The 13,245-nt window shown below is 54.7% G+C and carries 11 protein-coding genes; 7 read left to right on the forward strand and 4 right to left on the reverse strand.

Annotated elements, in window-relative coordinates:
* Positions 1-12: 12 nt before the first annotated feature.
* Both trxA and BLR09_RS15435 read right to left on the reverse strand, forming a co-directional pair.
* Complete coding sequence (gene trxA, locus BLR09_RS15430; protein WP_093204012.1) at positions 13-336, reverse strand: thioredoxin; 324 nt, start codon at positions 334-336, stop codon at positions 13-15.
* Positions 337-478: 142 nt separating this feature from the next.
* Complete coding sequence (locus tag BLR09_RS15435) at positions 479-1,159, reverse strand: DUF2461 domain-containing protein (RefSeq protein WP_176785568.1); 681 nt, start codon at positions 1,157-1,159, stop codon at positions 479-481.
* A 106-nt stretch (positions 1,160-1,265) separates the two neighbouring features.
* Between BLR09_RS15435 and trpS the strand changes: the two genes are divergently transcribed.
* The 6 genes from trpS (at position 1,266) to BLR09_RS15465 (ending at position 6,859) form a co-directional block, all read left to right on the forward strand.
* Complete coding sequence (trpS, locus tag BLR09_RS15440; RefSeq protein WP_093204015.1) at positions 1,266-2,234, forward strand: tryptophan--tRNA ligase; 969 nt, start codon at positions 1,266-1,268, stop codon at positions 2,232-2,234.
* 2 nt (positions 2,235-2,236) lie between these two features.
* Positions 2,237-2,791, forward strand: coding sequence for a phosphatase PAP2 family protein (locus BLR09_RS15445; RefSeq protein ID WP_093204017.1), 555 nt, complete (start codon positions 2,237-2,239; stop codon positions 2,789-2,791).
* A complete protein-coding gene (locus BLR09_RS15450) occupies positions 2,788-3,210 on the forward strand; it encodes a DUF2147 domain-containing protein (protein WP_093204020.1) in 423 nt (140 codons plus the stop codon). The genes BLR09_RS15445 and BLR09_RS15450 overlap by 4 nt, the downstream gene beginning before the upstream one ends.
* A 126-nt stretch (positions 3,211-3,336) precedes the next feature.
* Entirely contained in the window at positions 3,337-4,278 is a 942-nt protein-coding gene (locus tag BLR09_RS15455) for a ribose-phosphate pyrophosphokinase (RefSeq protein WP_093204023.1), read from the forward strand.
* Positions 4,279-4,307: 29 nt separating this feature from the next.
* Positions 4,308-4,862 carry a 50S ribosomal protein L25/general stress protein Ctc gene (locus BLR09_RS15460; RefSeq protein WP_093204027.1) on the forward strand — a complete coding sequence of 185 codons (555 nt, stop codon included), beginning with the start codon at positions 4,308-4,310 and terminating at the stop codon, positions 4,860-4,862.
* A gap of 128 nt (positions 4,863-4,990) precedes the next feature.
* The gene (locus tag BLR09_RS15465) at positions 4,991-6,859 is read left to right on the forward strand and encodes a CocE/NonD family hydrolase (protein ID WP_093204029.1); all 1,869 of its coding nucleotides are present in this window, start codon (positions 4,991-4,993) and stop codon (positions 6,857-6,859) included.
* A 504-nt stretch (positions 6,860-7,363) separates the two neighbouring features.
* On the opposite strand, the gene BLR09_RS15470 is transcribed toward BLR09_RS15465, so the two are convergent.
* Complete coding sequence (locus BLR09_RS15470; protein WP_093204032.1) at positions 7,364-9,529, reverse strand: sodium-translocating pyrophosphatase; 2,166 nt, start codon at positions 9,527-9,529, stop codon at positions 7,364-7,366.
* A 215-nt stretch (positions 9,530-9,744) separates the two neighbouring features.
* On the opposite strand from BLR09_RS15470, the gene BLR09_RS15475 reads away from it, so the two are divergent.
* Positions 9,745-12,210 (forward strand): PIG-L family deacetylase, encoded by a 2,466-nt coding sequence (locus BLR09_RS15475; protein ID WP_093204035.1) that lies wholly within the window; start codon positions 9,745-9,747, stop codon positions 12,208-12,210.
* A 94-nt stretch (positions 12,211-12,304) separates the two neighbouring features.
* Here BLR09_RS15475 and BLR09_RS15480 read toward each other — a convergent pair whose 3' ends face one another.
* Positions 12,305-13,114, reverse strand: a complete 810-nt coding sequence (locus BLR09_RS15480; RefSeq protein ID WP_093204037.1) for a universal stress protein — start codon at positions 13,112-13,114, stop codon at positions 12,305-12,307.
* Between the last annotated feature and the right edge of the window lie 131 nt (positions 13,115-13,245).

Genomic DNA, 13,245 nt, shown 5'->3' on the forward strand with positions numbered 1-13,245 from the left:
TCCTGTTTTTGCTTACAGTTGCGCCGAAAGCTTCTGCGCCAAAACCGGCTTCGGAACAGCGCCGACCACTTTGTCGACCAGTTGGCCGTTCTTGAAGATCATGAGCGTCGGGATGCTCCGGATACCGAATTTGGACGGGGTTACGCTGTTGGCGTCTACGTCCATTTTCGCTACGACGGCCTTTCCTTCGTACTCACCGGCCAGCTCTTCTACAGCCGGTCCGATCATCTTACAGGGTCCGCACCATTCTGCCCAGAAATCCACTAAAACAGGTTTATCGGAATTGATCAGTTCTTCAAAGTTGGTGTCTGTTGCTTCAATCGCTTTGTGTGCCATTGTCTTTACAATTATTGGTATGATAGATGATTCGAAGGGTAAAACGGATTCCGTTTACGAAAGTTCATTTGGTCTGTGAAAGTTGCTTCCGGAACCGTGTTCAGAGGAATAACAGAGCCGTTATCAAATTAGTTTGCCGTGGCTACACCTCGTCTTTGGGCTCCTCGAAAATGAGGTTCAGGAAGTCCAGATAGGGTTTGAGGATGCGGCAGGAGTGCTCTATTTTCTCTGCAAATTCCGGTGAAGTTACTTCCTTGTCGGTATACTTCCGATAAAAAAACAGTTGCGTACGCCGCAGGAGGTCGATATCGGGGTGGTCTTTCGCATACCCTTTCGGAGCCGTTTTGAGGGAGTTTCCGTAGGGTTCGCCGAAATGTTCCTTGAAAACAGGATCGTAGATGATTCCCTTGATTTCACCGGGATTATAGTCTATCTCCTGCCGGAATTTCGCCAGTTGCACGGGCAGGGCCTCGTACATGCCGCCGCCGATAAACGATTCGTCGCCGGGCTGGATATGCAGGTAATAGTCCATCTTTCCACCCTTCCGGCCGCCTTCGCCGAAGCTGGCAGACAACCAGGTTTTGTACGGGGATTTATCGGGAGAGAAGCGGATGTCACGGGCGATGCGGTAGTTGCAGTCCTGCACCCGTACGCCATCGAGGTTCTCAAATTGACCGATCCGTTTGATCAGGTCTGCGATGGTTTCCTCGAAATTCGTTTTGACGCCTTCCCAGCGTTTCTTATTCGCCTGAAACCACTCACGGGTATTATTCTGACCCAGTTCTTGCAAAAACCGGAGTGTTGAAGGTGGAATTTGTGGCATAGCGTGACCGGTAAATTTTTGATTGCGGCAGTAACGTTGCAGTTTTGCAGGAAAACGCAGGCCGCCCAAGCCGACTGCGAATATCCGATAACTGTTTTATTTCTCAATGGCTCGTATTCTTACCGGCATACAAAGTTCCGGACTGCCGCACCTCGGCAATATCCTGGGGGCTATTCTCCCGGCGATTGAACTGTCGAAGGACCCGTCGAACGAATCGTTCTTCTTTATTGCTGACCTGCACTCGCTGACGACTATCAAGGACGGGGCTTCCCGCCGCGAATTTGTCAACGCTGTTGCGGCCGCCTGGCTCGCCTGCGGGTTTGATACGGAAAAGAATGTATTCTTCCGGCAGTCACGCGTGGCCGAACATACCGAGCTCGCCTGGTACCTGAACTGCTTCACGCCCTACCCGATGCTGGCCAACGCCCATTCGTTCAAGGACAAAATGGAGAATCTGTCGGACGTCAACGCCGGGCTTTTTGTCTACCCGGTGCTGATGGCGGCTGATATCTTGTTGTACGACGCCCAGCTCGTACCGGTCGGGAAAGACCAGAAGCAGCACCTGGAAATCACCCGGGATATCGGAACGGCCTTCAACCGGCATTTCGGTGAAATCCTGGTATTGCCCGAACCCGCGATCCGGGAAGACGTCATGACGATTCCGGGGACGGACGGACGGAAAATGTCCAAGTCCTACAACAACTACATTAACATCTTCCTGCCGGAAAAGCAGCTTCGCAAAGCGGTAATGGCCATCGTAACCGATTCCACTCCTCTTGAAGAGCCCAAAAATCCGGACGGCGATACGACATTTACCCTGTACTCCCTCATCGCGTCGCCGGAGCAGGTCGAACAGATGCGCGCCAACTACCTCGGCGGCAATTATGGCTACGGGCATGCCAAGCAGGCCTTGTATGAGCTGATCCTGACCCGTTTTGCGAAGGAGCGCGAGCGTTTCGCCTATTACATGGAAAACCTCGATGAGCTGGAGCGCGAGCTGCAGCGCGGGGAGGAAAAGGCCCGTGCGATTGCGCGTCAGACCATTGTCCGTGTTCGTGAAGTCCTCGGCTACTGATTATGCTGTACGACATTGACACCCGGATATTTCTGGCTCTGAACGGAGCGCATGCGTCCTGGCTTGACCCGGTCATGTACTGGGTATCGGATCAGGCGTTCTGGTATCCGTTTTATGCACTGATACTGGCCTGGCTGATCTGGACGTTCCGGGGACGTTCCACCGGTATTGTACTTTGCATTATCGCGACGATTGCGCTGGGCGACCAGTTTACCAGCAGCATACTCAAGCCCTGGGTAGCACGGCTGCGGCCCTGTCATGAGCCATCGATCGAGCGCCTGGTCCACGTTGTGTGGGAATGCGGCGGGCCGTTCGGGTTTGCCTCCAGTCACGCCGCCAATACCTTTGGCTTCGCGACGGTACTGACCTTGCTGGCCGGGCAGAAGTATCCGGCTGTCCGCTGGCTGTACGTCTGGGCGGCGTTGGTATCCTATAGCCGGATCTATGTCGGCGCGCATTATCCGCTGGATGTAGCAGTCGGCGCGGGAGTCGGCATACTATCTGCCTTTCTCGTGACGTTTGTGTACCGTCGTATTCAACAAACGCGAACCGCATGAAAACAGCCTTTCTGCTTGTTTCCCTGTTTTGGGGGAAATTCCTGGCGCCTGTTTCGGAAGATATTCAGGGCGTCTGGTTCAACGAAGAGAAGACCTCCAAGGTCCAGATTTACAAACAGGGTGAGAAATATTACGGGAAGATCGTCTGGATCAAGGATGCCGGTGCGGGAGCGCCCCGTCTCGACGCCAAAAATCCGGAAGAGAAACTCCGTACCCGCCCGATCGTCGGCCTGGTGATGCTGACCGATTTTACGTATGACGGAGACGGCGTCTGGACCGGCGGCAAGATTTACGATCCGCGGAACGGAAAGACCTATTCCTGCAAGATCACAAAAGTCTCCGAAACGGAACTGGCTGTTCGCGGATATATCGGCAGCCCGCTCCTCGGACGGACGACAAAGTTCTGGAAGACGAACTAATCGTTTTTCCGTAAAAAAGGCGGCTGAACCTCAGGCAAACCCGGGTTCAGCCGCTCTTTTTTTCGTATTTCCGTGGCTTTCCCTTCATATTTTCCCTACCTTTGCGGCTCAATTTTAAAGGGACCAATGGCTACCAATCCGGTAAAAATTTTCTCAGGCAGTTCTACTCAGTATCTCTCCCAGAAAATTGCCCGTTTTTACGGCAAAGATCTCGGGACCGTCACTGTTCAGCGGTTTGCTGACGGGGAGATGTCACCCAGTTTCGACGAATCGATCCGTGGATGCGACGTTTTCCTGATCCAAAGTACGTTCACTCCGGCAGAGAATCTGATGGAGCTGCTGCTGATGATTGACGCCGCCCGCCGGGCTTCTGCCCACTACGTTACGGCGGTGGTTCCGTATTTCGGCTATTCCCGTCAGGACCGGAAAGACAAACCCCGGGTATCGATCGGATCCAAACTGGTGGCCAACCTGCTCACCGCAGCGGGAGCCGACCGCCTGATTACGATGGACCTTCATGCCGGTCAGATCCAGGGATTCTTTGATTTCCCGGTAGACCATCTCGAAGGCGCATCCATCTTCGTTCCGTACATCCGGTCGAAGAACCTGGACAACCTGGTATTCGCCTCTCCCGACGTAGGCGGCGTGGCCCGGACCCGGAAATTTGCGAGTTATTTCCCCGGCGCCAACCTGGTTATCGTGGACAAATTCCGCAAGAAAGCCAACGAAATTGCCGCCATGCAGCTCATCGGCGACGTGACGGACGCCAACGTTATCCTCGTTGATGACCTCATCGATACCGGCGGTACCATTTGCAAGGCAGCCCAGTTGCTGCTCGACAAAGGAGCGAAATCTGTACGGGCCATCTGTTCTCACCCGGTGATGTCCGGAAAGGCCTATGAAAATATTTCCAATTCCGTTCTGGAAGAGCTGATCGTCTCGGATACCATCCCCCTGAGCCAGTCCAGCCCGAAAATAACGGTCTTGTCAGTGGCCGAGCTGTTTGCCAAGGCCATCGGACGCATTCGTGATTACGAATCAATCAGTTCCCTGTTTATCAATTACTAATTCGCCGCAAGGCACTTAATTTCAACACAATGAAAAAACTCGAGATTGTAGGGTTTAAAAGAGCGAATCTCGGTAAGAAGGAATCGAAAGATCTTCGGGCCGAAGCCAACATTCCTGCCGTTCTGTACGGTGGTGCGAACCAGGTTCACTTCTACGCACCGGCTATTCTGTTCCGTGATCTTCTGTTTACTCCGGATGCTTACGAGGTAACGTTGAACATCGAAGGTGATATCTACCGCGCCATCCTCCAGGATACGCAGTTCCACCCGGTCAACGACAGCCTGCTGCACGCCGACTTCCTTGAAATCACCGACAAGCCGATCAAAGTCAACGTTCCGTTGAAGTTTGTAGGCAACTCTCCCGGTGTTCAAAAAGGGGGTAAACTGGTTCAGAAGCTGCGCAAAATTACCCTGCGTGGTGCCGCTGAAAATATTCCGGACGCTGTGGAAGTCAACATCAGCCACCTCGACCTCGGCAAATCTGTCCGTGTCAGCGAAGTAAAGGTTGAAAACGTTGAAATCCTCAACGCACTCGCCCTCCCCATCGCAACGATCGACATCCCGCGCTCCCTGCGTGGCAAGTAGTCTCCCGCGATGTGAGAGAACCGAAAAACCCGGCATTGCTGCCGGGTTTTTTGTTTTCCGGAGATTTTGCGCCGCATTGCGTAACTTGTCGGCGCCGCGTTTTTCTTTCTTCACAACATCTTTCTGGTATGAAACACCTGTTTTACGCATTGTGTCTTTCCCTGTCGTTCGGGGCCGCCGCCCAAAACCCTGACTCTACCTGGTTCCGGCAGCATTACACCAAACTTGAACAGTACATCCCCATGCGGGACGGCAAGCGCCTCTTTACCTCTATTTACCTTCCGACAGAGACCGGCGAAAAGCATCCGATCCTGATGACGCGCACGCCCTATTCCTGTGCACCGTACGGGAAAGATGTATACCGCCCCTTCTACCTCAATCACTACAAGGAGTACCTGAAAGAGGGGTACATCATGGTCATCCAGGATGTGCGCGGCCGGTGGATGAGTGAAGGCGTTTACGAGGACGTACGCCCTTTTCTTCCCGCCAAAAAAGGAAATAACAGCGTTGACGAAGCCTCGGATACCTATGACACCATCGACTGGCTCGTCAAAAACCTGCCGAACAACAACGGGAATGTGGGCGTGTTCGGCATCTCCTACCCCGGCTTCTACTCCACCATGGCAGCCCTCAGTAACCATCCCGCGCTGAAAGCAGCCAGTCCGCAGGCACCGGTGACAGACTGGTTCCTCGGCGACGATTTCCACCACAACGGGGCGTTTATGCTGGCTGATGCCTTTACTTTTTACGTGGAAAGAGGCTTCGGGATGCCGCGGCCTGCACCGACGACCGTCGGACCGAAAGGCTACAATCAGCCCACGAAAGACAACTACGAGTTTTTTCTGCGTACCGGCGCGCTGCCCAACTTCACGAAGCTGACGGGTGACAGCGTCCGGTTCTGGAACGAGCTTATGAAGCATCCGAACATGGACGAATGGTGGAAAGCCCGCAATGTCCGGAACTTCGCCAACCATGTTCCGAACGGCGTAGCGACGCTGGTAGTAGGCGGCCTGTTTGACGCCGAAGACTGCTTCGGCGCCTGGACAACCTACAGCGCGATCGAGCAAAAGGCGAAAAACGATAACAAGATTATTATGGGGCCCTGGTTCCACGGACAATGGGCCGGACGGGGCAGCGACGGCTCCTCGCTTGGAAACGTTCAGTTTGGCAGTCCGACCAGCACCTGGTATGCCGAAAAAGTGGAAGTCCCATTCTTCAACTACTACCTGAAAGGAAAAGGTAACGTTGATAACCTGAAGGAAGCGACGATCTTCTTCACCGGTGAAAACCAGTGGCGGCAGTTTGAGCAATGGCCGCCGAAACAGGCCGCTGAAACATCCTTGTACCTACAGCCGAAGGGCGGCCTCTCTTTCGCCAAACCGGCCGCCGGCGGCGCCTTTACGGAGTATGTCAGCGATCCGGCCCGGCCGGTCCCTTACGCAGAAGGCGTGAAATCCAACCGGACGCGGGAGTACATGACCGATGATCAGCGGTTTGCCTCCATCCGCCCGGACGTGTTGTCGTTCCGGACGGAGGTATTGACGGAAGACCTGACGCTCTCCGGTCCGCTCGTCGCAGATCTTCTGGTGAGCCTTACCGGCAGCGATGCGGACTTCGTGGTGAAACTCATTGATGTCTTCCCGGATGATTTTTCCTACAGCACTGAAGACAAGTACATCATGAACGGGTACCAGATGCTGGTACGTGGAGAAGTGATGCGCGGTCGTTTCCGGAACAGCTTCGAAAAACCGGAAGCCTTTATTCCCGGCAAAATCACCCGGGTGAAATATACCCTGCCCGACATTGCCCATACCTTCAAAAAAGGCCATCGGGTAATGGTACAGATTCAGAGCAGCTGGTTCCCGCTGGTGGACCGCAACCCGCAAAAATTCGTGGACATCTACCAGGCGAAGGACAGCGACTTCCAGAAAGCTACGATCCGTGTCTTCCATGAGGCGGGGCAGGCGAGCAGGATTGTGCTGCCGGTTTTGAAGTAGTTATTAGAGTTGGGGCTGGCGTTCGCGTCGGCCCCTTGTGTTTTCAGTTTTCAGTTTACTGTTTTCAGTTGGGGTTGCGAGAGGTGTTGGATACGGGAAAGAGATAAGACGAATACGTTGGCCCGCCGTGCGTAGCATTCGCTACGCACTTTTTAGTTGGTAGGCTGTGCCTACCGCGATCCGTATAAAACAAGCTCACCCTCGCGAAAAACTTCATACGCATTTCATCGGCTCCTCAATATTCGAACAAACGTGATGGGATGCCTCTGGTCAGATCATCAACTAGTTCTTAAAAAGCGTTCGTAAGTTCTTTTAGGAAGAGCATTTTACGACAGGCACAGCCTGCCAACTAAAAAGTGCGTAGCGAATGCTACGCACGGCGGGCAGACGGATTCGTCTTACCCTCTCTCCCAATCTAACAACGCCCTCCCAACCCCAACTGAAAACAACAAACTGAAAACTGAAAACAACGAGGGCCGGCATTCTTGCCGGCCCTCGTCCTACTCACTTCTTCGCCACCAACACCACCTTCGGCGGTACTGGCGCTTTCGAAGCTTCATGCTTCTGAACAGCGATATGCGGAGCTATGACAAGCGAGACGATGGACATCAGCTTGATAAGAATATTCATCGAAGGGCCGGACGTGTCCTTGAACGGATCGCCGACGGTATCACCCGTCACAGCAGCCTTGTGCGGCTCCGATTTCTTGTAGTAAATCGTGCCGTTGATATCGACGCCTTTTTCGAACGACTTCTTGGCATTGTCCCATGCACCGCCGGCATTGTTCTGGAAAATACCCAGGAGGACGCCGGAAACCGTCACCCCCGCCAGCGTACCACCCAGTACTTCCGGACCAAACAGGAAGCCGATGATCACCGGTACCAGCAATGCGATCAGCCCCGGAGCAACCATTTCACGAATGGAAGCCTGCGTCGAGATCGCCACGCATTTGTCGTACTCCGGCTTGGCAGTACCTTCCATGATACCGGGGATTTCCCGGAACTGGCGACGTACTTCTTCCACCATTTTCATCGCCGCGCGACCTACTGCCGCAATCGCCAGCGAGCTGAAAATAAACGGCACCATCGCGCCTACGAACAAACCGGCGAGTACATCGGCCTTGAAGATATCGATGGACGAAATACCGGCGGTTCCGCAAAACGCCGCAAACAGAGCAAGCGACGTAAGTGCCGCGGAAGCGATGGCAAAGCCTTTACCCGTCGCAGCCGTCGTATTTCCTACGGCGTCCAGGACGTCAGTCCGGCCGCGTACTTCTTCCGGCAGGTGGCTCATTTCGGCAATTCCGCCTGCGTTATCGGCGATCGGCCCGAAGGCGTCAATAGCCAGTTGCATGGCGGTCGTCGCCATCATGCCGGAAGCGGCAATAGCCACGCCGTACAGACCGGCAAATTTGTAGCTCAGGAAAATACCCGTAGCGAGGACGATAATCGGAATCACTGTGGATTCCATCCCCACTGAAATCCCGCCGATAATATTGGTCGCATGGCCGGTAGATGACTGCTGCACAATAGAACGGACCGGTCGCTTGCCAATGGCCGTGTAGTACTCCGTCACCGCCGACATAATAGCACCGACGACCAATCCCAGCAAAATACTATGGAAGACATCTTCCGACACAAACTCAACGCCCCGGATCGACATCGTACCCGAAGGCAGCAGCCATTTCACCAGCGGGAAAGACGCAATGGCCGTTAGGATAATGGAGCCCCAGTTGCCGATATTCAACGCCTTTTGTACGCTGCCGTTATCGTCCGAAACACGGACAAACGCCATGGAGATAATACTGAAGACGAGTCCCAGGCCGGCAATCAACATTGGCAACGCTATCGGCGCGATACCGTTGGCATTATCGCCGGTTGAAACGATTTCGCGGCCCAGTACCATCGTGGCGAGTGTCGTCGCGACATACGAACCGAACAAATCAGCCCCCATACCTGCCACGTCCCCGACGTTATCGCCTACGTTATCGGCAATCGTAGCCGGGTTGCGGGGGTCGTCTTCCGGAATACCGGCTTCGACCTTACCGACGAGGTCAGCGCCTACGTCCGCCGCTTTCGTGTAAATACCACCGCCGACACGGGCAAACAGGGCAATACTCTCGGCGCCCAGCGAGAAACCCGCCAGTACTTCAAGCGCCTTCTCCATTTCCAGACCGTTGACGTTGCCCGTCTCTCCCACATACAGGTGGTAAAAAAGGATGAAGAGGCTGCCAAGCCCGAGGACAGCCAGCGACGCCACGCCGATACCCATCACCGAACCACCTGTGAATGAGACGCTCAGCGCCTTGGCGAGGCTCGTACGGCCCGCCTGCGAGGTACGGACGTTGGCTTTCGTCGCAATGTTCATACCGATGTACCCGGCCAGGGCGGAGATAAACGCTCCGATCGCGAAGGCTACTCCGATGACCCAGTCCGAGTTTTCCACCAGGGTCCCGGAAAAGGCCAGAAGAACCGCTACTGCAAGACCAAAAACTATCAGAACACGCCATTCGGCCTTGAGAAAAGCGAGCGCCCCGGCGGCAATGGCGTTGGCAATCTCCTGCATATCGGAGCTGCCCGCGTCCTGCCGGTTGACCCAGCCGGCCTTGGCAAACATTACAATTAACCCCACAATCCCCAGCACGGGAACTAAGTACAGTAAAGGAGTCATGCGAATAGCGTTAAAGGTTTAATACAGAGGTTTACGCGTCATTCACAAAAATAGACGAGCCTCCCAATTGGGCAAATGAAAGATGCTTTATTTTGGAACTCTGTTAAGAAATTCTTGACTTTTTCTGATTCGACGGATCTTTCTTCCATCGGATGACCTTTAGGCAGAACGACGTTCCTATTTTTGAATCATCACCTGCATTACACACGCGTCAAATGAGGCTTTTTGTTGCGCTTATGCTGGCCGGCACTACCTGCTTTGCCCAGCTACCGAAACCCCTTGCTCCCGGAGAAATCGCTCTTCAGCTGAAAAAACTCAACGTCCTGGGTTCGGCGATGTACGTCGCCGCGCACCCCGACGACGAAAACACGGCAATGCTCGCCTGGCTGGCGAAGGAGAAAAACGTCCGGACGGCGTACCTGTCCCTCACCCGCGGCGATGGCGGGCAAAACCTCATCGGCTCCGAACAGGGTGATCTCCTCGGCCTGATCCGGACCTATGAGCTGCTGGCTGCCCGGTCGATCGACGGCCCCGAGCAATACTTCAGCCGTGCCAATGACTTTGGCTTTTCGAAGACTACTGAAGAAACCCTTCAGATTTGGGGAAAGGAAGCCGTTCTGTCGGACATCGTCTGGCGGATCCGGAAGTTCCGCCCGGATGTGATGATCTGCCGGTTCCCGCCCGACCCGCGTGCCGGGCATGGTAACCACTCGGCTTCAGCCGCGCTGGCAGAAGAGGCGTTCGTCCGTGCCGGCGACCCGACACAGTTTCCGGAACAGCTGAAAACCCTTCAGCCCTGGCGCCCGAAGCGCATCGTCTGGAATACGTTCTCTTTCGGCGTCAATCCCGCCCAGCGGCCTACGGAAGGTACCTGGTTTTCGGTGGAAATCGGCGGCTATAACCCGCTGCTGGCGACTTCCTATACCGAGCTGGCCGCGGAAAGCCGTTCCCAGCATAAGTCGCAGGGTTTTGGCGTGCCCAAATCCCGGGGTATCAAAATCGAGTACCTGGTCCACAAAAACGGCGACAAGGCGGATAAAGACCTGTTTGACGGCCTCGATATTACCTGGAGCCGCGTAAAGGGCGGCGCAGCCGTACAGGCGCTGGTGGAGCAGGCTGTTCAGTCTTTCCAGCCGGCGAATCCAGGCGCGCTGGTACCTCAGCTGACGAAGATTTACCGGCAGGTAGATCAATTGGAGGATGCCTATTGGAAGGAAGAAAAGAAGAAGCAACTGCGGCAACTGATCGTCGCCTGCGCCGGTCTCTGGTTCGAAACCAATCCGTCAGAGTATGCGGTAACCGCCGGCGACCCGGTTCGACTGATCACCAGCTTTGTCAAGCGCTCGGAAGTTCCTGTCACGCTGACACGCGTCCGTTTCGCTGGTTTCAACCGGGATACGACGTTATCTGTTTCGCTGGGGAATAATGAGTACCAGCGCATGGAAACGAATGTACGTGTACCCGCATCCGCTGCTATCACCCAGCCGTACTGGTTAACCGAACCGAAAATGGGCAAGGGTATGTACCGTGTCGACGACCCTGCGCTGATTGGTCTTCCCGAAAAACCAGCTGATTATCAGGCTGAATTTTTCTTTACGGTAGACGGACTTCCGCTTTCCTGGCAGGTACCCGTCACTTACAAGTATACCGACGAAGTCCGCGGCGAGCTCTATCGCCCCTTCGAAATCCGCCCGGAAGTAACGGCGACACCGGCCGAAAAAGTACTGGTTTTCCCGGATGGTAAGGCAAAGGAATACAGTATCGTTCTCAAATCGTCCAAAGCTCCGGTTTCCGGGGAAGTATCCCTCGCACTACCCGCCGGATGGAAAGCCGAACCGGCGGGTATTCCCTTTTCTTTCGGAGACAAATTCCGGGAGCAGGTCGTCACGTTCCGGCTGACGCCTCCCGCGCAGGCAGCCGAGGCGTCTGTACGTGTCAACGTAAAAACGGCTGCCGGAACGGGCAGCCGGGGTATTTATGAGATTCGCTACGAGCATATTCCACCGTTGACGGTCTTCCCGGTAGCAGAATCGAAGATTGTGCGGCTTTCGATTGAAAACAAAGCCAAACGCATCGGGTATATCCCCGGCGCGGGAGACGAGGTACCGGCAGCGCTGCGGCAGCTGGGTTGCGACGTAACGATGCTGACCGGCCGGGAAGCTAACCTGTCCACGTTTGACGCGATTGTCGTTGGGGTCAGGGCTTACAACATGGAAGGCCGTATGGAAAACATACAGGCGAAATTGATGGACTATGTGAAGGCCGGTGGCACGGTTGTCGTACAATACCAGGTTAATTCCAATCTTCAGAAGATCTCAAAATCGATTGGCCCCTACCCCTTCCAGTTGTCGCGGGACCGTGTCACGGTCGAAGAAGCACCCGTACGCTTCCTCAAAGCCGACCACCCCATTCTTCAGCGCCCGAACCGGATTACTGAGGCCGATTTCGGTAACTGGATACAGGAACGGGGGTTGTATTTCGCCAACGAATGGGACGATCACTACCAGCCTATCCTCAGCAGCAATGATCCCGGCGAAAAACCCCTCGACGGCGGTATGCTCGCCGCGCAGTACGGGAAAGGCTGGTATGTATTCACGGGCTATGCGTTTTTCCGGGAATTACCGGCAGGCGTTCCGGGAGCGTATCGGCTGTTTGCGAACCTGATTTCGCTCGGAAAATAACTGTTCAGGTATACCGCGTTTACAAAAACGAGGCCGGCTCCTTTGATGTGAGCCAGCCTCGTTTCGGTTGAAGGGAGAACGTACGTCTGCAGCACTAGGCTTCTTCTTCCAATCCCCAGGTCAGTACCGGCAGATCGGAATGGTTGACGACATCTTCGGCAACGCTGCCTTTGAACCAGTGAGCGAATCCATCACGACCGTGGGTATAGAGCGCGATCAGGTCCGCTTCGACGTCGCCGGCGAACTGGATAATACCCGCACTTTCGTTGGGTGCGTCGGTAATGCCGTAATCATATGATTCCAGGCCGATTTTGGTTGCGAGCTTGCGCATCTTGCCCCATAGTTGCTGGGTATCCATGGAAAGCAGCCCGGTGTTGACGGTCACAAACGAGACAGCGGCTTCCCGGCAAAGCGGCAGTGACAGAAACCGCTGGATGAAATCGGTATGCGTAAAATCCGTCGGAAACAGCACCCGGCGTATGGGTAATGTAATATCGTCTTTGATGACCAGCACCGGACATTTCGCTTTGCGGACGACCTTACCGGCGTTGGAACCGGTCGTCTTCTCCTTCCATCCCGAAGCACCTTCAGACGCCATCACGATCAGGTCCACCTCGTGAGTGGCGATGGTCTCCCCGATACTGCCTTCCTGCCGGAGTACGATCGGAGAAACATTCGGATACTGGGCGGCAAGGCAGCGGAGGCGGTTTTCGATGCCCTCCACCTGGCGTTCAAATACATCGTCGGGGTCTTCGGCCTGCACCCCACCGGCGATGAGTACCGGCTCCGGGTATTTCAGGACATCCATGAGCAGAACTTTGGCTCCGCCGGCCAGCTGAACCGCCACATCGAGTGCTTTCAGGGACATCGGGGAGAAATCGGTGGGAACGAGTATCGTTTTCATCGGTAGCGTGATTGCTTTCCCAAAGCAACGCAACTCTTCTGTTGAGAACGATGACTTCTGTTGGCAGGAAAACTAACAAATCTCAGTTTGTTTGGAGCTGATCATAAGATTCGATTTCACAAACAAAAAAA

The sequence above is a fragment of the Siphonobacter aquaeclarae genome (assembly GCF_900103285.1).
GTDB classification, from domain to species: Bacteria; Bacteroidota; Bacteroidia; order Cytophagales; family Spirosomataceae; genus Siphonobacter; species Siphonobacter aquaeclarae.